The 21518-nt window shown below is 65.3% G+C and carries 20 protein-coding genes; 19 read left to right on the forward strand and 1 reads right to left on the reverse strand.

Translation table 11 applies throughout. The annotated features are described in order from the left end of the window. Window positions 1-10 precede the first annotated feature (10 nt). The 14 genes from F7R02_RS09925 (at window position 11) to bamA (ending at window position 16704) form a co-directional block, all read left to right on the forward strand. On the forward strand, window positions 11-2362 hold the full coding sequence (locus F7R02_RS09925; RefSeq protein ID WP_078589814.1) for a fimbria/pilus outer membrane usher protein: 2352 nt from the start codon (window positions 11-13) through the stop codon (window positions 2360-2362). Further along, window positions 2359-3393 (forward strand): Csu type fimbrial protein, encoded by a 1035-nt coding sequence (locus F7R02_RS09930; protein WP_033484160.1) that lies wholly within the window; start codon window positions 2359-2361, stop codon window positions 3391-3393. Before F7R02_RS09925 ends, F7R02_RS09930 begins: the two co-directional genes overlap by 4 nt. 48 nt (window positions 3394-3441) lie before the next feature. Beyond that, window positions 3442-3774 (forward strand): hypothetical protein, encoded by a 333-nt coding sequence (locus tag F7R02_RS09935; RefSeq protein WP_016849735.1) that lies wholly within the window; start codon window positions 3442-3444, stop codon window positions 3772-3774. Window positions 3775-3776: 2 nt separating this feature from the next. Next, the gene (locus tag F7R02_RS09940; protein WP_078589815.1) at window positions 3777-4496 is read left to right on the forward strand and encodes a fimbrial biogenesis chaperone; all 720 of its coding nucleotides are present in this window, start codon (window positions 3777-3779) and stop codon (window positions 4494-4496) included. Window positions 4497-4877: 381 nt separating this feature from the next. Then, a complete protein-coding gene (gene rpsB / locus F7R02_RS09945; RefSeq protein WP_005911732.1) occupies window positions 4878-5675 on the forward strand; it encodes a 30S ribosomal protein S2 in 798 nt (265 codons plus the stop codon). A gap of 169 nt (window positions 5676-5844) precedes the next feature. Continuing rightward, entirely contained in the window at window positions 5845-6723 is an 879-nt protein-coding gene (gene tsf, locus F7R02_RS09950; protein ID WP_003485364.1) for a translation elongation factor Ts, read from the forward strand. A 270-nt stretch (window positions 6724-6993) separates the two neighbouring features. Further along, window positions 6994-8517 (forward strand): sensor domain-containing diguanylate cyclase, encoded by a 1524-nt coding sequence (locus F7R02_RS09955; RefSeq protein WP_078589816.1) that lies wholly within the window; start codon window positions 6994-6996, stop codon window positions 8515-8517. A gap of 106 nt (window positions 8518-8623) precedes the next feature. Beyond that, window positions 8624-9346, forward strand: a complete 723-nt coding sequence (gene pyrH, locus F7R02_RS09960) for a UMP kinase (protein ID WP_033484157.1) — start codon at window positions 8624-8626, stop codon at window positions 9344-9346. Window positions 9347-9530: 184 nt separating this feature from the next. Further along, complete coding sequence (gene frr, locus F7R02_RS09965; protein WP_005921623.1) at window positions 9531-10088, forward strand: ribosome recycling factor; 558 nt, start codon at window positions 9531-9533, stop codon at window positions 10086-10088. Between the two features lie 17 nt (window positions 10089-10105). Further along, complete coding sequence (uppS, locus tag F7R02_RS09970; protein ID WP_016849736.1) at window positions 10106-10864, forward strand: polyprenyl diphosphate synthase; 759 nt, start codon at window positions 10106-10108, stop codon at window positions 10862-10864. After that, entirely contained in the window at window positions 10861-11688 is an 828-nt protein-coding gene (locus tag F7R02_RS09975) for a phosphatidate cytidylyltransferase (RefSeq protein ID WP_003485370.1), read from the forward strand. The genes uppS and F7R02_RS09975 overlap by 4 nt, the downstream gene beginning before the upstream one ends. Window positions 11689-11690: 2 nt before the next feature. After that, window positions 11691-12881: a 1-deoxy-D-xylulose-5-phosphate reductoisomerase gene (locus F7R02_RS09980; protein WP_078589817.1), complete on the forward strand. Its 1191-nt coding sequence runs from the start codon at window positions 11691-11693 to the stop codon at window positions 12879-12881. Window positions 12882-12907: 26 nt separating this feature from the next. Next, a complete protein-coding gene (gene rseP / locus F7R02_RS09985; protein WP_078589818.1) occupies window positions 12908-14254 on the forward strand; it encodes an RIP metalloprotease RseP in 1347 nt (448 codons plus the stop codon). A gap of 83 nt (window positions 14255-14337) precedes the next feature. Further along, on the forward strand, window positions 14338-16704 hold the full coding sequence (bamA, locus tag F7R02_RS09990) for an outer membrane protein assembly factor BamA (protein WP_003485373.1): 2367 nt from the start codon (window positions 14338-14340) through the stop codon (window positions 16702-16704). A gap of 76 nt (window positions 16705-16780) precedes the next feature. Here the strand turns inward: bamA and F7R02_RS09995 are convergent, their stop codons facing one another. Further along, window positions 16781-16972 carry a hypothetical protein gene (locus F7R02_RS09995; RefSeq protein WP_005911715.1) on the reverse strand — a complete coding sequence of 64 codons (192 nt, stop codon included), beginning with the start codon at window positions 16970-16972 and terminating at the stop codon, window positions 16781-16783. Window positions 16973-17100: 128 nt separating this feature from the next. On the opposite strand from F7R02_RS09995, the gene lpxD reads away from it, so the two are divergent. From lpxD to rnhB, 5 genes are read left to right on the forward strand one after another with little or no spacing between them, the layout of a single operon-like run. After that, window positions 17101-18114 carry a UDP-3-O-(3-hydroxymyristoyl)glucosamine N-acyltransferase gene (gene lpxD / locus F7R02_RS10000; protein WP_078589819.1) on the forward strand — a complete coding sequence of 338 codons (1014 nt, stop codon included), beginning with the start codon at window positions 17101-17103 and terminating at the stop codon, window positions 18112-18114. Then, window positions 18111-18569, forward strand: coding sequence for a 3-hydroxyacyl-ACP dehydratase FabZ (gene fabZ, locus F7R02_RS10005; protein ID WP_078589820.1), 459 nt, complete (start codon window positions 18111-18113; stop codon window positions 18567-18569). Before lpxD ends, fabZ begins: the two co-directional genes overlap by 4 nt. A gap of 25 nt (window positions 18570-18594) precedes the next feature. Continuing rightward, a complete protein-coding gene (lpxA, locus tag F7R02_RS10010) occupies window positions 18595-19386 on the forward strand; it encodes an acyl-ACP--UDP-N-acetylglucosamine O-acyltransferase (protein WP_003485381.1) in 792 nt (263 codons plus the stop codon). 29 nt (window positions 19387-19415) lie between these two features. Then, window positions 19416-20702, forward strand: coding sequence for a lipid-A-disaccharide synthase (lpxB, locus tag F7R02_RS10015; protein ID WP_139370927.1), 1287 nt, complete (start codon window positions 19416-19418; stop codon window positions 20700-20702). Beyond that, window positions 20699-21433, forward strand: coding sequence for a ribonuclease HII (gene rnhB, locus F7R02_RS10020; RefSeq protein WP_151210085.1), 735 nt, complete (start codon window positions 20699-20701; stop codon window positions 21431-21433). The genes lpxB and rnhB overlap by 4 nt, the downstream gene beginning before the upstream one ends. Window positions 21434-21518: the final 85 nt, after the last annotated feature.

Raw genomic sequence — 21518 nt, forward strand, 5'->3', positions numbered from 1 at the left:
GCGACTGGCGATGACGCTGCTTGCGACCGCCAGCTGCCTGGGCAGCGCCGCAGCCGGCGATCTGGCCGATGTGGCGTCGCTTCCCGATCCGCCGCCGCCCAGCGCCACGCCACAGCCGCAAACACTCTATCTGGACGTGACCTTGAACCAGGCCGACCGCGGCTTGGCGCCGTTCGAATTGGTCGACGGGCGGCTGCGCGGCTCGGTGGAAACCCTGCGCAAACTCGGCTTCATCCTGGCCAACCGCGTCCCTGGCGAATTGGTCGATCTGGACCGCCTGCCCGACGTGGAAGTGCGCTACGACGCCGCGCTGCAGCGGCTCGCGCTGCAGGCGCCGCTGGCGCAGCTGTCGTTGTCCACCACGGTGCTGAAAGCCGAAGAATTGGCTCCGCCCAGCGCCAGCGCATCGCCAGGCATGCTGCTCAATTACGACCTGTATGCCACCCGCAACGCCGGCGTCAGCAGCGCGTCGCTGGCCACCGAAGTGCGCGCCTTCGGCATCGGGCGCGGCATGGTCGATACCACTGCGGTCTTTCTGGCCTACGACCGCCCACAGGACAAACGCTGGCGCAGCGAAGCGGTGCGCCTGGATAGTGCCTGGCAGATGGATTTCCCGGATAGCGCCACCAGCCTGAGCGTGGGCGATTTCTATAGCGGCTTTGTCGACTGGAGCCGCTCGATCCGCCTGGGCGGCGTGCAGATCGGCCGCAATTACGCCTTGCAACCATATCGGGTACTGACGCCCACGCCGAGCTTTCTCGGCGAAGCGGCGGTGCCTTCCACCGTTGAGCTGTATGTGGACGGCATGCGCCAGTACAGCGGCCAGGTGCCGGCCGGCCCGTTTCAGCTGGCCGCGCAACCGGGCATCAGCGGCACGGGCCAGGCGCAGATCGTGGTGACCGATGCGTTCGGCCGCGTGCGTCGGCTGGATTTTGCGTTCTATGGCACACCGCAGTTGCTGGCGCGCGGCATTTCCGAATGGTCGGCCGGCATCGGCCATCTGCGCCGCGACTACGGCGTGCGCTCGTTTTCCTATGACCAACGTCGTGTGGCCAGCGCCACCTTTCGCGAAGGCCTGCGCGACGACTTCACGATCGAAGCGCATGCCGAAACTGGCGGTGGCGTGATCAATGCAGGCGCAGGCGGCGTGTGGTTGCTTGGCGTGGGCGGTGTATTCAACGCCGCCTACGCGCACAGCCGGATGGACGCGTTGCGTGGCGGCCAGTACGTGCTGGGCTACGCCTGGAACAACCGGCGTTTCAACGTCAATCTGGGCAGCCAGCGCACCCATGGCGATTACCGCGACCTGGGCGCGTTGCAAGGCGCCCTGCCAGCGCGCGTCAGCGACCGCGCAGCACTCGGCGTCAACGTCGACCCGATCGGTTCGCTCGGCACCAGCTATGTGCGGCTGAGCTATCCGCAGGGCGATACCTCGCGCTATGCGAGCGTGTTCTGGTCGCGCAGCTTCGGGCGCAACTGGGCGGCCAATTTATCGGGCAATCAGAATCTGGATGTCCCCAGCGATCGCAGCCTGTACCTGTCGCTGTCGACCACCTTCGGCGAAGTGCGTCAGGCCAGCGCATCGATGCAGCGCAACGGCGACCGCACCGGCGTGGCGGCCGATGTCAGCCAGCCGCTGCCTGGCGATGGCGATCTGGGCGGCATCGGCTGGCGCCTGCAAGGACGTGCCGGCGACGATGCCAGCGGCGGGCTGGCCGAACTGGGCTGGTTGAACCGGGTCGGCCGTTACAACCTCGGCGCAGCAACCCAGGACGGCGACAGCTTCGGCTATGCCAGCGCCAGCGGCAGCCTGGTGTGGATGAACGGCCGCACCTTCGCCGCGCGCGATATCCAGGACGCGTTCGCGGTGGTCACCACCGACGGCCAGCCCGGCATTCCGGTGCGGCTGGAAAACCGCTTGATCGGGGTCACCGACGCGCGCGGCACCCTGCTGGTCACGCCACTGCAATCCTGGCAGCGCAACCAGCTCTCCATCGACACCTTGAGCCTGCCGGCGGACCTGCGCGTGGACCGGGTCGACACCACGGTGACACCGCGCCAGCAATCCGGTGTGGCGGTGCGCTTCGGCATCACCCGCGTGCGCGCCGCCATCATCGTGCTGCACGATGCGCACGGCGCGCCGTTGCCCGTCGGCAGCATGGTGCAGCGCGACGGCAGCACCGACCGCGTGGTGGTCGGCTACGACGGCGAAACCTATCTGGACAACCTGCAACGCGACAACCGCATCCTGGTCGACCTGCCCCAGGGCCGTTGCGTTGCGCAGTTCGCGTATCCCGCCGACCCGGGCGGCATCCCGCGAGTGGGCCCGCTGCAGTGCATCCCTGAGCAGACCACGCCATGAGCATGTCCACGTGTTGGCGCCTGATGCTCGCGCTGACGATCGCGATGTTGTGGCTTGGGCCCAGCGAGCGGGCGCACGCGGACACCACCTGCACCGTCACCCTCGGCACGCCGTTGGCATTCGGCAACGTGGCGGCCAACGGCACCACCGATGCAGTGGCAACACTCAATGTCTCCTGCGCGACGGCCGCGCTCAGCGTGCTGGGCTATGCACAAGTCAGCCTCTGCCTGGACCTTGGCCCCGGCAGTGCCAGCAGCGGCGTGTATGCCCCGCGCCGCATGCTCAACTCCACCAGCGACAGCCTGGATTTCCAGATCTACAGCGAGGCAACACGCACGCAGATCTGGGGCGCCACCGGGTCGGCCGCTCCCTCGCCGCGGACATTGACACTGTCCTACACCGTCCCGGTGATCACCGGCGGCTCGCAGACCGCCACCATCACCGTGTATGGGCGGATTCCGGCCAACCAGATCCTTTCGGTCGGCAACCACACCAGCAGCTTTGGCGGCGCCGACACCGTGCTGCGCTACTCCTACAACGAAAGCATCACCGGGATGCCCTCGCTGCCGAGCAGTTGTACCGCTGGCGGCACCGGCTCCAAGACTGCCAGCAACGCCTTCCCGTTCACCGCCTCGGCCACTGTGCCGGCTCGCTGCAATGCCTACGTCACCACCGATCTGGACTTCGGCAGCATCGCCGGCAGCATCGACACCGCCATCGATCGCTCCTCCACCATCAGCCTGGCCTGCACCAACCGCACCGCCTGGAATATCGGGCTGGACAATGGCAGCAATGCCAGCGGCAGCGTGCGGCGCATGCGTCACGCCAGCAGCGCCAATTACATCGACTACGAGCTCTACAGCAATACCGGGCGCAGCAATCGGTGGGGCACCGTCATCGGGGTGGACACGCTGTCCGGCACCGGCAATGGCACCACCCAGACCGTCACGGTGTATGGACGCGCGCCGGCCCCACAACTGCCGATTGCCGGCGCCTACACAGACACGGTGACCGTCTCCATCACTTACTGACAGTTAATAAAGTTCGTATCGGGGGCGTCGCTATTTCTTACGTCTCCAATGCAAACGATTGCCTCCATGACGCAGGTCACCCTCCTGAAGCGACTGACCCTGGTTGCTCTGACTGGCGTCGCGACCTCTACCGTGGCGAACGCGGCCACTGCGCGGGGACCGGAGAACTCCACCCTGCACATCGGCCTGCGCCTGCTCAGCGGTTGCGAACTGCGTACCGCGCCGCCGCGCGCCAGTTGCTCCAGGGGCACGCCGATGGCGATCGCCGAGCCGCCCAGCAGCAATGAGGCACCCGCTGTCACCAGCACCGGCCAGGACGCCAGCGCACTTGCCGGGCCGATGCCCGCAGGCAGCGCGCGCATCACCACCATCGCGTTCTGAGCATGGCCACTGCCCGTTACCTTCGCGATCTGTTGGCCCTGGTCCTGGGCGGTATGGCAGGAAGCGGCGCCGCCAGTGCTGCCGAGATCGCCATCGCGCCGACCACCGCGCATATCCCGGCCGACAGCGATCAGGTAACGGTCTGGCTTTACAACCAGGCCGCCCAGCCATGGCGTGCCGACGCCAAGCTCTACCGCTGGCGCCAGGACGGTGAGCGCGAACTCCTCGAGCCGGCCACCGGCGCCACCGTCAGCCCGGCGCATTTCGAAATACCATCGCAGGGCCGGCAACTGCTGCGCGTGATCCGCCTCGGCCCCAGCCCCACGCAGGCCGAAGACAGCTACCGGCTCGTCGTGACCCAGCACGCGATCGGCAACGAGACCGACCTGCTGCGTTATTCCACCCCCGTGTTTGCACAGCCCAGCCAGGCCCGCGCAGCGCAACCGGCGCTGCATGCCAGCCTGGCCGGGCACGGCAGCCAGCGCGCGTTGCGCATCTACAATTCCGGCCCCAGCCATGCGCGCCTGGCCGACCTGGCCTATATCGATGCCGGCGGTACCCGCCGCAACATCCGCAACGACCTGGCCGGCTACGTCCTCCCCGGCCAGACCCGCCAATGGAACCTGCCCGCCAACCTGCCCGCAGGCAGCGGCCGCTTCGTGGCGCGTATCAACAGCGATATCGAAAGCACGCTGGCCTTGGAGCCGGGAGTGGGGAATTGAGAATTGGGAATGGGTCAAGCGGATTGCGCTAGCTGATCGTGGGCTCGTGAACGCCCAAGCGCACCAGGCTCTGCGATTCCCGATTCCCGATTCCCGCCAATTGCATCACGTTGACTCGCCGGCTATACTCCGCCGGCTGTTTTGCGTCTCTTGCGCATTGCGTCGTCCACGTCGGACGTCACCGACGAATTCACACCTGCTGCCGCCATCCGCGCCGGGGTGCCCTCACAAGGGGTTCGTCGCGGAGGCAACAGGGAAGCCCAACCCCGGAATTACGTGCGTTTGACTGCGAACCTCTCGCAAGAATCCGCACATCCATGTGCGGACTCTTCAAAAAGTCAGGGCCGCGCACGGCGATTCCGCTCTTACGGAGTTACTGCAATGCCCCAAGTCACCATGCGCCAGATGCTGGAAGCCGGCGTCCATTTCGGCCATCAGACCCGCTACTGGAACCCCAAGATGGCGCCGTACATCTTCGGCGCGCGCGGCAAGATCCACATCATCAACCTCGAGAAGACCGTTCCGCTCTTCAACGACGCGATGAACTTCCTCTCCTCGGTTGCGCAGAAGCGCGGCACCGTGCTGTTCCTGGGCACCAAGCGCAGCGCGCGCGAGTCCATCAAGGAAGAAGCCGAGCGTTGCAACATGCCGTTCATGACCCAGCGCTGGCTGGGCGGCACGCTGACCAACTTCCGTACCGTCAAGCAGTCGGTCGCCCGCCTGAAGGAGCTGGAAGCGGCAGAGACCGACGGCACCTTCGACAAGCTGGTCAAGCATGAAGTGCTGGGCCTGCGTCGCGAGCGCGAGAAGCTGGACGCCTCGCTGGGCGGCATCAAGGAAATGAACCGTCTGCCCGACGCGATCTTCGTGATCGATATCGGCCATGAAGACATCGCCATCAAGGAAGCCAAGAAGCTCGGCATTCCGGTGATCGCCGTGGTCGACACCAACTACGATCCGGCCCTGGTCGACTACGCCATCCCGGGCAACGACGACGCCATCCGCGCCGTGCAGCTGTACGCACGCGCCGCTGCCGATGCCGTGCTGGAAGGCAAGGCTGCTGCGCCGAACTCGGCGTCGGTGCGCGAAGAAGAGTTCTCGGCCGACGCCGCCGACGAAGGCAAGGGCCGTCGCGCTCCGGCCAAGAAGGGCGACAAGAAGGCTGACGCCGCCGAGTAATCGGCGTGCAATGCGGCCGCACCATGCTGTGCGGCCGCAGCCCCGACGGCGCCCTCGCGCTCCGTCGTTGAGGCTACTGCATACATCTACGGGGGCGGCGGCATGCTGCACCGTCTCCTACTGGCGGAATCACTTCCGCCGCACGCATTCGTCCATATGAGGTAATTCCATGGAAATCACTGCTTCCCTGGTCAAGGAACTGCGCGAGCGCACCGGCGCCGGCATGATGGAGTGCAAGAAGGCACTCGTCGAAAACGCAGGCGACATCGACGCCGCGGCCGAGTGGCTGCGCAAGTCGGGCCTGGCCAAGGCCGACAAGAAGGCCGACCGCGTTGCCGCCGAAGGTCGCATCGCCACCGCCCAGGCCGGCGGCAAGGCCGTGCTGGTCGAAGTCAACTCCGAGACCGACTTCGTCGCCAAGGACGAGAACTTCCTGGCCTTCACCGAGGTTGTGGCCAATGCCGCACTGAACTCGGACGCTGCCGATGCCGAAGCGCTCAAGAGCGTCAAGCTCGACAGCGGCGAGACCATCGAAGAGCGTCGCGCTGCGGTGATCGCCAAGGTCGGCGAAAACCTGCAGGTGCGTCGCCTGGTCCGTATCGACAGCGCCAACAACGTCGCGGCCTATGTGCACGGCGGCCGTATCGGCGTGCTGGTCGAACTGAAGGGTGGCGACATCGAGCTGGCGCGCGGCATCGCCATGCACATCGCGGCGATGAACCCGCCGCACGTCAAGGCGTCCGACGTTCCGGCCGAATTCGTTGCCAAGGAAAAGGAAATCGAACTGGCCAAGATGTCCGAAAAGGACAAGGCCAAGCCGGCCGAGATCCTGGAAAAGATCATCAGCGGCAAGATCAGCAAGATCGTCAACGAAGTAACGCTGTACGGCCAGCCGTATGTGCTCAACACCGACCAGACCGTCGAGCAGGCAGTCAAGGCCGCCGGCGCCGAAGTGATCGGCTTCCAGCGCCTGGCCGTTGGCGAAGGCATCGAGAAGGTGGTGGAAGACTACGCCGCCGAAGTGATGAAGCAGGCCGGCCTGGCCTGATCTTCCCCGCTCGAAGGAAAGCCGCGGCATGCCGCGGCTTTTTTTTGCCTGTCGATCGCGCATCCGCACACCGGCGCGAACCTGAAGCGAACGCATCCGGCACAGCGGCCTCAACTCTACAGATGTCATCGGCATTGCCGTTACCCCAAGATGCCGACCAGGCTTTTCGCGTTCCATCACGCATGTCTTGTGGCGCGGCGATGGCGGAGCATGGCGCGCCCCACTCAACGACCGCAGCTGTATGCTTGTGGCCACTGTTGGCAATGACTCATGCAACCAGATCTCCAGGCCGCCCTGCACTACTGCCGCAACCTGCCCTCGCCGCCTGGCGTTGCGCTGCGCATCATCGAACTTGCGCAGGATCCGGACATGGACATGACCACCACGGCCAAGGTCATCGGCATGGACATGGCATTGAGCGCACGCATGCTGCGGGTGGCCAATTCGCCGCTCTACGCCAGTCGCCGCCGCATCGACAATCTCGGCCAGGCACTGACCATGCTCGGCCTCAACGCGACCTTGAGCCTGGCACTGGGCTTTTCGATGGTGCACGGCGTTCGCAGCACCTTCATCGCCCACCCCTTGCATGAGCGCATCTGGCGACGCGCCGGCCTATGCGCGCTGGCCAGTCGCATCCTCGGCCAGGCCTACGGCATCCGCAAGCCCGAAGAATTGATGCTGGCCGGCCTGCTGCAGGACATCGGCAAGTTGGCCCTGCTGCAAGGTGCGCCGGATCTATACGGGCCGCTGCTGGAACAGGCCGCCGACAACACCGCGCTGCTGGATGCCGAACGCGAACAGCTGGGCGCCACGCATGCCGAAGTCGGCGCCTGGCTGGCGCATCAGTGGCAGCTGCCGCCGTATCTGCAGAATGCGATTGCGCAGAGCGAAGAAGAGCCTGCAGGCCTGGAACCGTTCATGGCCTGCGTGGCGCTATCCGGGCGCCTGGCCGATATCTGGCTCTCGGCCAGTGCGGTCGCCGCAACCGAACATGCGCAGCAGCAGGCCCAGGACGTGCTGGAGCTGGATGCCGAACGCTTCGAAAAAGTGATCGAACGCATCGCCGAATCGCTACCGGAACTGGAAGCCCTGTTCGACATCCGCGTGCCGCAGCCCGAGCACATCCAGATGATCTTCGAGCAGGCGCGTGAACTGGCGATGCTGCGTAGCCTGCGCGAATTGCAGGACGTGGCCGAAGCGCGCCGGCATGCCGACGAATCGGAAAACCGCATGCGTCATCTGGCCGAACAGGCCAGCCGCGATGCGTTGACCGGGGTATTCAATCGGCATCAGCTCGGTACCGCGCTGACGCATGAGTTCGAACTGGCCTCGCGGCAGGGCTGGCCGCTGTCGATCGCCTTCATCGACCTGGACGACTTCAAGCGCGTCAACGATGCGCACGGACATCTGGTCGGCGATGAAGTGTTGCGCAATTTCGCGCAAACGCTGCAACGCATGGTGCGCACCAGCGACCTGGTGGCGCGCTACGGCGGCGAAGAATTCCTGGTGATCCTGCCCAATACACCTGCCGATGCGGCCCTGATGGTGATCGAACGCATCCTGGCCGAAACCGCGCGCACGCCGATGGCGCAACTGCAGGGCGGCCCACTGCATATCACCTTCTCTGCGGGTCTTGCCACGCACGGCGGTGCCGAGCGCCAGTTCGACAGCATCGACCATCTGTTGCAGGCCGCCGACAGCACGCTGTATCGCTCCAAGCATCGCGGCCGCAACCGCGTCACCGCTTACGATGCGACCGACGTACCAACGCCGCCGAACCCGCGCGCGCATTGAGCAACCGGTCACGCCACTGCCAACAAAGGAATTTTTACCACGCCAGGTGACAGGCTTCCGCTAGAATTGCCGGCGTTTGCCGATCCCCCACCCCCGAGGTTTCCCCATGTCCGAACTTTCCTATCGCCGCATTCTTCTCAAACTTTCCGGGGAGGCGCTGATGGGAGACGGGGATTACGGCATCGACCCCAAAGTCATCAATCGTCTGGCGCATGAGGTGATCGAAGCCCAGCAGGCCGGCGCGCAGGTGGCGCTGGTGATCGGCGGTGGCAACATCTTCCGCGGCGCCGGCCTGGCTGCCAGCGGCATGGACCGCGTCACCGGCGATCACATGGGCATGCTGGCCACGGTGATCAATGCATTGGCGATGCAGGATGCGCTGGAAAAGCTCGGCGCCAAGGTGCGCGTGATGAGCGCGATTAAGATCAACGACGTCTGCGAAGACTTCATCCGTCGCCGCGCGATCCGTCACCTGGAAAAGGGTCGCATCGCGATCTTCGCCGCCGGCACCGGCAACCCGTTCTTCACCACTGACTCGGGCGCAGCGCTGCGCGCGATCGAGATCGGTGCCGACCTGCTGCTCAAGGCGACCAAGGTCGACGGCGTGTACGACAAGGATCCGAAGAAGCACATCGATGCGGTGCGCTACGACAGCCTGACCTACGACCAGGTGATCCTGCAGGGCCTGGAAGTGATGGATACCGCCGCCTTCGCACTGGCGCGCGACAGTGACCTGCCGCTGCGCATCTTCGGCATGAGCGAACCGGGCGTGCTGCTGCGCATCCTGCATGGCGAGCAGATCGGCACGTTGGTGCAGGGCCGCAGCTGAGGCTGGGAATCGGGATTGGGGAATCGGGAATCGTTGAGCGCAGTGCTGACGCCTGCGTTGATGCCTGTTTGTCGAGCGCCTCCAGCGGCAAGTGAACCGCTGCGCGGGTGTTGACGGCCCGCGAGTCGTGAAACCTCAGTCCCGGCTATAATCTCCGGATTCAGCTCCACACGGATTCCCGGCGATGCTCACCCAGATCAAACAAGACGCGCAGACGCGCATGACCAAGAGCATCGATGCTCTGCGCCATTCCCTCACCACCATCCGCACCGGCCGTGCCTCGCCGGCGCTGCTGGACGGCATCAAGGTCAAGGCCTACGGCGCCGACACGCCCCTGAATCAGGTTGCCAGCATCAGCGTGTCCGAAGGCCGCTCGCTGGTCATCAGCCTGTTCGACAAGGGCATGATCAAGGACGTGGAAAAAGCCATTTACGCCTCGGATCTGGGTCTGACCCCGACCGTGGTCGGCACCGTGATCCGCCTGAACCTGCCGCCGCTGACCGAGGAGCGCCGCAAGGAGCTCAGCAAGTCCGTGCATGGCGAGGGCGAAGACAGCAAGGTGGCCATCCGCAACATCCGCCGCGACGCCAACCAGCAGGTCAAGGATCTGCTCAAGGACAAGGCCGTCACCGAAGACGAAGCCCGCAGCGCCGAGGACGATATCCAGAAGCTCACCGACAAGGCCATCAAGGACGTGGATGAGGTCGTCAAGGGCAAGGAACAGGAATTGATGACGGTCTGATCGTGGCGTCGCCTGCCATGCATCCAGTCCCCTCTGCTGCTGTGCCGCGCCACATTGCCATCATCATGGATGGCAATGGGCGTTGGGCGCAGCGTCGGCGTCGTCCACGCGTCATCGGTCACCGTGCCGGCGCGCGCGCGGTCAATCGCACGATCGATTTCTGCCTGGAAAAAGGCGTCTCGGCGCTGACCCTGTTCGCGTTCTCCAGTGAAAACTGGGGCCGTCCGCAGGATGAGGTCGACGCGCTGATGAAGCTGTTCCTGCATGCGCTCGACCGCGAGGTGGAAGAACTGCAGCGACGTGGCGTGCAGGTGCGCTTCATCGGCGACCGCAGCCGCTTTGCCGCACCCTTGCGCGACCGCATGGCCGGCGCCGAGCGCAGCACCGCAGCGAACTCGCGGCTGGTGCTGAGCATCGCAGCCAGTTACGGCGGCCGCCAGGATATCGCCTCGGCTGCCCGCGCATTGGCCGAAGACGTCGCCGCCGGCCGCCTGCAGCCAGAGCAGATCGACGAAGCGCTGCTGTCCAGCCGGGTCGCCCTGGCCGACCTGCCCGCGCCGGACCTATTCATCCGCACCGGTGGCGACACCCGCATCAGCAACTTCCTGTTGTGGCAGCTGGCTTACACCGAGCTGTGGTTCACCGAAACCCTGTGGCCGGAGTTCGATGCCGGCGTGCTGCAGCAAGCGCTGGACGACTATGCCGGGCGTGAACGTCGCTTCGGCCTGACCAGCGCACAGATCGCCGACAAGGCGACGGAGAGCTCCTCCGCATGACCAAGACTCGCGTGATTGCCGCGCTGATCATGGCGCCGCTCGCGATTTGCGCGATCGTGCTGCTGCCCACCCAATGGCTGGCAGCGCTGGCGGCGGTCCTGTTCCTGACCGGTCTGTGGGAGTGGCTCAAGCTCTCCGGCATCGACGACAGCCTGCCGCGCACCGTGCTGCTGATGCTCAATCTGCTGCTGATGGTGCTGATGGTGTGGGCCTCGGCCGGCTCCATGGTGCTGTTCCAGATTGCGTCGCTGGTGGGCGTGGCGTGGTGGCTGTTGGCGCTGCTGTGGCTGCGTTTTTTCACCTTCGGCGCCGATCATGGCAACGGCCAGGCGCGCGCACTCAAGCTGGCCGCCGGCACCCTGGCAGTGCTGCCGGCGTGGGCGGCGCTGGTGCTGCTGCACGCCAGCCCGGACAAGGGCAACCTGTGGTTGCTGACCGCGCTGACCATGGTGTGGGCGGCTGACTCCGGCGCCTATTTCGCCGGCCGCGCGTTCGGCAAGCACAAGCTGGCGCCGCGGGTCAGCCCCAACAAGACCATCGAAGGGTTGCTCGGAGGCCTGCTCGCCGGCATTGCGGTTGCCTGCGCGTTCGGCTGGCTGGCCGGGCTGACGCTGGCACATGTGCCGCAGCTGGTGCTGGTCTCCGCACTGGCAGTGCTGGCATCGGTGCTGGGCGACCTGTTCGAAAGCCTGCTCAAGCGCCACGCCGGCGCCAAGGACTCGGGCACGCTGATTCCGGGCCATGGCGGCGTACTGGACCGCATCGATGGCGTGCTCGCTGCCCTGCCGGTGTTCGCACTCGGCAAGGAAATTCTCGGATTCTAGGCATGGCTGGCTCCTCTCCCCGTCAGGTCGCCGTGTTCGGCGCCACCGGCTCGATCGGCACATCGGCGCTGGACGTGATCGCCCGCCACCCCGAGCGGCTGCGTGCCAGCGTGCTGTCGGCCGGCAGCAAGGTCGATGAGCTGCTGGCGCTGTGCGCGACCCACCGGCCTGCGCATGCACTGATTGCCGATGCGACGCTGTACCCGGCGCTGCGCGATGGCCTGCGCGCACTGGGCCTTGCGACCCAGGCGCACGCCGGTGCCGAGGCGCTGGACGCACTGGCGAGCAGCGATGCGTGCGACACCGTGGTGGCCGCGATCGTGGGTGCGGCCGGGCTGCCGTCTACGCTGGCGGCGGCGCGCGCCGGCAAGCGTCTGCTGCTGGCCAACAAGGAATCCCTGGTCCTGGCCGGCGAGCTGCTGACCCGCACCGCAGCCGCCGCCGGCGCTGAAATCATCCCGATCGACAGCGAACACAGCGCCATCTTCCAGTGCCTGCGCTCTTGCGACGCCAGCCGCGGCGTACGCCGGGTCATCCTGACTGCTTCCGGTGGCCCGTTCCGCAGCCGCGATCGCGCGGCGCTGGCGGCGGTCACGCCCGCGCAAGCAGTGGCGCATCCCAAGTGGTCGATGGGTCCGAAGATCTCGGTGGATTCGGCGACCCTGATGAACAAGGGCCTGGAAGTCATCGAGGCGCATCACCTGTTTGGACTGCCGGGCGAGCAGATCGATGTGCTGGTGCATCCGCAGAGCCTGGTGCATTCCCTGGTGGAATTCGTCGACGGCTCCACCCTTGCCCAGCTTGGCCTGCCGGACATGCGCACCACCCTGGCGGTCGGCCTGGCGTGGCCGGAGCGGGTCGAATCCGGCGTCGGCGGGCTGGATCTGCTCAGCCAGGGCCGGCTGGATTTCGAGGCCCCCGACACCGCCGCATTCCCATGTCTGCGCCTGGCCTGGGACGCGTTACGGGCCGGCGGCACCGCCCCGGCGATCCTGAACGCGGCCAATGAAGTGGCTGTTTCAGCGTTTCTTCAGGGCCAGGTGGGTTTCCTAGCGATCCCTGCGTTGGTCGAACACACGCTGACAACGCTCCAGCGGCACAATGCCGATTCCCTCGACACCCTGCTATTTGCCGATGCGCAAGCCCGGCAAATCACTGAACGCGCCCTCGCCCACCACGCCCTTCATGCCTGATCGTTCCACGCACGCGAGTTGCACCCATGGGTGATTTCATCGGTTCGGTCTGGTGGATGATCGTCAGCCTGGGCGTGTTGGTGACCTTTCACGAATTCGGGCATTTCTGGGTCGCGCGGCGCTGCGGCGTCAAGGTGCTGCGCTTTTCGGTGGGCTTCGGCAAACCGTTGTGGATGCGCCGCGACCGCCACGGCACCGAGTTCGTGGTTGCCGCGATTCCGCTGGGCGGCTACGTCAAAATGCTCGACGAGCGCGAAGGCGACGTGCATCCGGCCGAGCAGGACCAAGCTTTCAATCGCAAGACCGTGTGGCAGCGCATCGCGATCGTCGCGGCGGGCCCCGTCGCCAATCTGTTGCTGTGCATGGCGATGCTGTGGGCGATGTTCGTGGTAGGCAAGCAGGATTATTCGGCAACCGTCGGCCGCGCCGATGGCCTGGCCGCCGAAGCCGGGCTGACGCCAGGCGAGCGCATCGTACGCATCGACGGCCGCAGCGTGAGCAGCTGGAGCGACGCCAGCATGCAGCTCACCACTGCGGCAATGGACAGGCGCGATGTCCGCGTCCTGACTGCCTCTGACACTGCGAGCAGCAGCGAACACACCTTGCGCTTGTCGCAGTTGCCGGTCGGTTTCGACGAACGCCGCGTGGCCGCCCTGGCCGGCATCGGCTGGCAATTCATGCTGCAGCCACCGGTGATCGCCGAAGTGGTGAAGGGCTCGGTGGCCGATGGCCTGCTCAAGCCGGGCGACCGCATCGTGGCCATCGACGGCCAGCCGATCCGCTCGGCCGAAGACATCATTCCGCAGGTGCAGGCGTTGGGCGCCCACGGCGGGCCGGGCATGATCGAGGTGGCGCGCGGCGAAGACCGGCTGGCGCTGGAAATCGCCCCACGCAAGTCGCCACATGGCCAATGGATGATCGGCGTGCGTCCGGCCGCCGCTCCGGCTCCGGAATACGACAGCCGCCAGCAGTACGGGCTGTTCGCCGCCGTGCCGGCCGCGATCCGCGAAACCGGCCGGATGACCGCCGATTCGCTGGGCATGATGAAGCGCATGCTGACCGGCCAGGCCTCGGTCAAGAACATCTCCGGCCCGGTCACCATTGCGCGCGCTGCCAATGCCTCGGCCGAACGCGGGCTCGACTGGTTCCTGTATTTTCTTGGGCTGCTGTCGCTGAGCCTTGCGATCATCAACCTGATGCCCATCCCGATCTTGGACGGTGGGCATCTGCTGTATTACCTTATCGAGTTGATCAAGGGCAGCCCGATCAGCGAACGGGCCATGATTGCCGGACAATACGTCGGCCTGGCGGTCCTGGCCGGGTTGATGGGACTGGCGTTCTACAACGACATCCTCGGCCTGGTTCCACGATGAAGCTGCTCCACTCTTTCCGCCTGTTGTCGTCGTCATACGCCGGCATCCAGCAACACCCGAATACGACTCCAACCGGATGTGACATGACGCGTCTTCCCACTCGCCGCCTGCTTGCCCTCGCTCTTGCCGCCGGCCTCAGCCTGCCGGCCGTTGCTCTGGCCGTCGAGCCGTTCGTTGCCAGCGACATTCGCGTCGACGGCCTGCAGCGCATCGCCTCCGGCACCGTCTTCACCTATCTGCCGGTGAACCGCGGCGACACCGTGGACGATGCAAAGGTGGCCGACGCGATCCGGGCGCTCTACCGCACCGGCTTCTTCGAGGACGTGCAGCTGGACCGCCAGGGCAACATCCTGGTGATCACGGTCAAGGAGCGCCCGGCGATCAACAAGCTCACCGTGACCGGCAACAAGGACATCAAGTCCGAGGAACTGCTCAAGGGCCTGGGTGACATCGGCCTGTCCGAGGGCGGCACCTTCGATCGCCTGAGCCTGGACCGCGTGACCCAGGAACTGACCCGCCAGTACAACAACCGCGGCAAGTACAACGTGGAAATCACCCCGACGGTGAGCCCGCTGGACCGTAACCGCGTCGACGTGGCCATCGCGATCAAGGAAGGCAAGGCGGCCAAGATCCGCCATGTCAACCTGATCGGTACGGAAAAGTTCGCCAACGAGGACATCCTGGACAACTGGGAATCCAAGGAGCACAACTGGGCCTCGTGGTACCGCCGCGACGATCAGTACTCCAAGGAAAAGATGTCCGGCGACCTGGAAAAGCTCAACTCCTGGTACCTGGACCGCGGCTATGTCGACTTCAGCATCGACTCCACCCAGGTCTCGATCAGCCCCGACAAGCGCGATATGTTCATCAGCGCCGGCGTCACCGAGGGTGAGCAGTACAAGATTTCCGAAATCAAGGTCACCGGCGACACCGTGCTGCCGCAGGCCGACATCGAGCGCCTGGTGATCCCCAAGGCCGGTGACATCTTCTCGCGTGCGCTGCTGGAGTACACCTCCGATGCGATCACCAACACGCTGAGCAACGTCGGTTACGCGTTCGCCAAGGTCAACCCGATCCCGACGCCGAATCGCGAGGACCGCACCGTGGCAGTGAACCTGCAGGTGGTACCCGGACCGCGCGTGACCGTGCGCCGCATCCTCTACAAGGGCAACAGCCGCACCTCCGACGAAGTGTTGCGCCGCGAAATGCGTCAGTTCGAGAACACCTGGTACTCGCAGGCGGCGATCGACCGTTCCAAGATCCGTCTGCAGCGGTTGGGCTACTTCGAAAGCGTGGATGTGGAAACGCCCGCGGTGCCCGGCAGCAACGACCAGGTCGACGTGGTCTACAACGTCAAGGAGACCACCTCCGGCAGCTTCGTGTTCGGCCTGGGTTACTCGCAGAGCTTCGGTGTGACCACCTCGGTGCAGTTGTCGCAGAACAACTTCCTGGGCGGTGGTAACCGCGTGGCAGTGGAAGCCTCGCGCAGCAGCTATCAGCAGCGCTACGCGTTCTCCTACACCAACCCGTTCTTTACCGACGACGGCGTGTCGCTGGGCTACAACCTGTCCTGGCGTGCACTGGATTATTCGGACTTCAACACCGCGCAATTCAACAGCAAGAACGGTTCGGCGCAGGTGGTGTTCGGTGTGCCGATCACCGAAAACGACACCGTCTCGGCGATGGTGGGTATCGACAGCAACCAGATCACCACTTTCGCGGGCACCACACCGCAGGCGATCATCGACTACATCAATGCGATCGGCACGCGCACCTTCCATGCCTGGCGCACCGAGCTGGGCTGGGCACGCGACACCCGCAACGACTTCTTCATGCCGACCCGCGGCATGTACCAGCGTGTGGGTCTGGAGACCACCCTGCCCGGCTCCACGGTCGAGTACTACAAGCTCAACTACCAGATCTCCAACTACTGGCCGATCATTCCGGCGCTGGTGTTGAACACGCGCTTCGAACTGGGCTACGGCGACAGTTACGGGAAGGACAGCACCCGCGTGCTGACCAACCCGGATGGCAGCACCCGCACGGTCACCGCCACCGGCCTGCCGTTCTACGAGAACTTCTACGCCGGCGGCACCAATTCGGTCCGTGGCTTCGAAGACAACACCCTGGGCCCGCGTTCGGAAGCGATCAATGGCTATACCCGCGGCCAGCCGCTGGGCGGGTCGTTCAAGACGGTGGGCTCGGTGGAAATGTATTTCCCAAAGCTGTTCGACAGCCCGTCGGCGCGCGTTTCGGCATTCGTCGACTTCGGCAACGTGTACAACGGCGTGGACAACTTCAAGGCCAACGAGTTGCGCGCCTCCACCGGTGTGGCGCTGTTGTGGCGCGCGCCGGTCGGCCCCATTTCGATCAGCTATGCATTCCCGCTGAAGAAGGAAGACAACGACGAGATCGAGCGTCTGCAGTTCACCTTCGGCGGCCAGTTCTAAGATTGGCACGCGAAACAATGGCGGCCCGGACGCCCGGGCCGCCATTGTTGTTTGAACATCCTGGTAGGAAACAGCGTTAGAAGTAGTTGTTCCAGACATTGCCCAGGCAGGTGGCGGTGGCGCCCCAATCGGATGCGTCCACGCACTGCACTTGCTGGTCCCAGAAGCTCAGAGCGTTGGTGCGCTGCTGTGCGAAATCGTCGGCCGATGCACTGGTGACTGCGCCCAGCAGGATCACGCTACCGAAAATGGAGAGAACAGTTTTCATATGTTTCTTCCTGGGTTCGCCGCATCGTTGCGGCCCGGCAAGCAATACGCTCGATTGTTTAGCCAACTCTTGACGACGTTTTCGAGCTGTTAAACCAGCCACTTATCGTTTACGCGAGGTTTACCCTGATGCGATTGACCGCCAGTGCGATTGCCGAACAATTCGGGTTGACCGTCGTCGGTGACGGCACCACCGAAGTCAGCGGCGTCGCCACCCTGGCCCATGCAGGCGCAGGCCAGCTGAGCTTCCTGTCCAACCCGCGCTATCGTCCGCAACTGGCCGACACCCAGGCCGCTGTCGTGGTGCTGCGTGCCGACGATGCCGACGCCGCCAAAGGCACCGCGCTGGTCGCCAAGGACCCGTATACCGCGTTCGCCAAGATCGCCGCGCTGTTCGATGTGGCACCGGTGCGCGAACCGGGCATCCATGCCTCTGCGGTGATCGACCCGACCGCCCAGGTCTCGGCCACCGCGCATGTCGGTCCGTTCGTCAGCATCGGCGCGCGTAGTCGCGTGGGCGATGGCTGCGTGATCGGTACCGGCAGCATCATTGGCGAGGACTGCGTGGTGGACGCCGGCAGCGAGCTGCTTGCCCGCGTCACCCTGGTCACCCGCGTGCGGCTGGGCAAGCGCGTGCGCATCCACCCTGGTGCGGTGATCGGCGCCGATGGCTTCGGCCTGGCCATGGATGCCGGGCACTGGATCAAGGTGCCGCAGCTCGGCGGTGTGGTCATCGGCGACGACTGCGAAATCGGCGCCAACACCTGCATCGACCGCGGCGCGCTGGAAGACACCGTGCTGGAAGAAGACGTGCGCGTGGACAACCTGGTGCAGATCGCGCACAACTGCCGGATCGGCGCGCACAGTGCGATTGCTGGCTGCACCGGCATTGCCGGTAGCGCCAAGATCGGCCGTTACTGCCTGCTGGGTGGGCATGTCGGCGTGTTCGGCCACCTGGAGATCTGCGACAAGGTGGTGATCACCGGCAAGTCTGTCGTGCGTAATTCCATCCATGAGCCGGGCGAGTATTCGTCCGGCACCCCTCTCACCGACAATCGCACGTGGCGCAAAAACGCCGCGCGCTTCAAGCAGCTTGATGTGCTCGCTAGGCGCATCCTGGCTGTGGGCAAGGAGAAAGAATGAGCCACCACGTTTACGAACTGCCGATCGACGTCAGTCAGATCCAGACGCTGCTCCCGCACCGTTACCCGTTTCTGCTGGTCGACCGCATCCTCGAACTCGATCTTGAAACCAAGTGGATCGTGGCGCAGAAGAACGTCAGCATCAACGAGCCGTTCTTCCAGGGCCATTTTCCGAACCGTCCGGTCATGCCTGGCGTGCTGATCATCGAGGCGCTGGCGCAGGTCGGCGGCGTAATGACCCAGCTCGGCCTGGGCCGCGATGCCTTGTCGCAGCTGTTCTATATGGTCAAGGTGGACAAGGCCCGCTTCAACAAGCAGGTGGTGCCGGGCGACGTGTTGATCATGGAAGTGCAGATGAAGCGCCTGATCCGCAATGTGGGATGCTTCTACGGCGAAGCCAAGGTCGATGGCGAAGTGGTGGCCAGTGCCGAGTTGATGTGCGCCGGCGCCAGGTAATCACCCGCTTTCGGAGTAAGACACGATGCGCGATTCAACACCTTTGATTCATCCGACGGCGGTCATCGATCCATCGGCAACGCTGGCGGACGACGTCCGCGTCGGCGCCTTCTCGCTGATCGGCGCCGATGTGCAGATCGGGGCGGGCACCGAGGTGGGGCCCCATTGCTCGATCCACGGCCCGACCCGGATCGGTCGCAACAACCGCTTCATCGGCCATGCCGCGATCGGCGGCGAACCGCAGGACAAGAAGTACGCCGGCGAACGGACCGAATTGGTGATCGGCGACGGCAACGTGATCCGCGAATTCGTCACCATCAATCGCGGCACCGGCGGCGGTGGCGGCATCACCGTGGTCGGCAACGACAACTGGATGCTGGCCTATACGCACGTGGCGCACGACTGCCATGTGGGCAACCACTGCGTGTTCTCCAACAACACCACGCTGGCCGGCCACGTCACCGTCGGCGACTACGTGATCATCAGCGGTTTTGCCGGCGCACATCAGTTCTGCCGTATCGGCGCGCACGCCTTCCTGGGCATGGGCGCGCTGACCAACGGCGACGTCCCGCCGTTCACCATGGTAGGCAGCGAATCGCTGGGACGTCCGCGCGGCATCAATAGCGAAGGGCTCAAGCGCCGCGGTTTCGACGCCGAACGCATCACCGCGATCAAGCGCGCCTACCGCACGCTGTACGTGGCCGGCCTGCCGCTGGCAGATGCCAAGCTGCAGCTGGCCGAACAGGCCAAGAGCAGCGACGATGTGCGCGGGATGCTCGAGTTCATCGAAGCAGCAGAACGGCCCTTGTTGCGATGAAGGGAATTGGGAATCGGGAGTCGGGAATCGTGGACGGCCAGCGCAACGGCGCGTCGGTCGGCAGCGTTACGACTGCGCTACCGATTCCCGATTCCCCGTTCCCGATTCCCGGTGCGCGCAAGCGCGCACCTCGCATCGCGCTGATCGCCGGCGAGGCCTCTGGCGACATTCTCGGCGCGGGGCTGATCGAGCAATTGCGGTTGCGCTATCCGAATGCCGAATTCGTGGGCATCGGTGGCGATGCGATGCGTGGCGTCGGTTGCCAGACCTGGTTCGATGCCAGCGAGCTGGCGGTGATGGGCCTGACCGAGGTGCTGCGGCATTTGCCGCGCCTGCTCAAGCTGCGCAGCGCGTTCCGCGAGCGGGTGCTGGCGTGGAAGCCGGACGTGTTCATCGGCATCGACGCGCCGGATTTCAATCTGCCGGTGGAACGCTGGCTCAAGCAGCGCGGGATCAAGACCGTGCACTACGTCAGCCCGTCGGTGTGGGCGTGGCGCGAGAAGCGTGCCGAAAAAATCGGCGTCAGCGCCGATCTGGTGCTGTGCCTGTTTCCGATGGAGCCGCCGATCTATGCCAAGCATGGCGTGGACGCCCGCTTTGTCGGCCACCCGATGGCCGACGATATCGCCTACCAGGCCGACCGCGCAGCGGCGCGCGCAACGCTGGGCCTCTCCGCCTCCAGCACCGTCCTGGCAGTGTTGCCAGGCAGCCGGCGCGGCGAAATCAGCCGGCTCGGCGACACCTTTTTCCAGGCGGCCTGGCTGGTGTCCGAGCACCTGCCCAATCTGCACGTGCTGGTACCGGCCGCTAATCCGGGCTGCAAGCAACTGCTGGCCGAGCAGCTGTCACGCTCGTCGCTGCCGGTGATGCGCTCGCATCTGCTCGACGGCCAGGCGCGCACCGCCATGCTGGCCGCCGACGTGGTGCTGCTGGCCTCCGGCACCGCCACGCTGGAAGCGATGCTGGTCAAGCGCCCGATGGTGGTGGGCTACAAGGTCGCTCCGCTCACCTACCGTATCGTCAAGCTGCTGGGCCTGCTCAAGGTCAACCGCTACGCCCTGCCCAATATCCTGGCCAATGACGACCTGGCGCCGGAACTGATGCAGGACGACTGCACCCCCGAGCGACTGTGCGTGGCACTGCTGGACTGGTTCAAACACCCCGACAAGGTCGCCGCCCTGCAGCCGCGCTACCTGGCCCTGCATGCGCAGTTGCGCCGCGATGCGTCGGCGCGGGCAGCGGATGCGGTGGCTGGGCTGCTGTCGCAGCGCGAATCGGGAATGGAGAATCGGGAATCGGCAGGAGCCGGCGCATGAGGCGCTCTACCTCCAATGGCGCGGTTGTCGTTCCGGCGACGCAGGACGGGCTTTTCCACGATTCCCCATTCCCCATTCCCGATTCCCGCCTGATCGCCGGTGTCGACGAAGCTGGCCGCGGCCCACTGGCCGGGCCGGTGGCCGTGGCCGCCGTGGTGTTCGACCCCGGCAAGCCGCGCATCAATGGGCTGGACGATTCCAAGCAGCTCACGGCCGAGCGGCGCGAGCAGCTGTATGCGCGCATCGTCGACCAGGCGCTGGCGTGGTCGGTGGTGTTGATCGACAGCGAAGAGATCGACCGCATCAATATCTACCAGGCGACCATGCTCGGCATGCGGCGCGCAGTGGAAGGCGTGGCGCATGTGGCCGGGTTCGCGCGTATCGACGGCAACCGCGTGCCCAAGGGGCTGCCCTGCCCGGCCGAGGCATTGATCGGTGGCGACGCGTTGGACCGCGCCATCATGGCCGCCTCGATCGTGGCCAAGGTGACACGCGACCGGCTGATGCACGAACTGCACACGCGCCACCCGGAATATCGCTTCGATCAGCACAAGGGTTACAGCACGCCGGTGCATCTGGCCGCGTTGCAAACCCACGGGCCATGCCCGCACCATCGGCGCAGTTTTGCGCCGGTGCGTCTGGCGCTGCAAGGCCGTGAAGGCCTGGAACCGGATCCCGGGACTCGGGACCTGGAGCAGTTGCAGGTCGGGCAACTGGTTGCGCCGCTGTAAGAGACGCCAGGGTCGGCATCGGCGTGTCCGGCTGCGCGTCGGAGCCTGAACAGCCGCACATCGCGTGCCGTGCGCAGTAGCTCCA

Source organism: Xanthomonas cissicola (assembly GCF_008801575.1).
Taxonomy (GTDB): Bacteria; Pseudomonadota; Gammaproteobacteria; order Xanthomonadales; family Xanthomonadaceae; genus Xanthomonas; species Xanthomonas cissicola.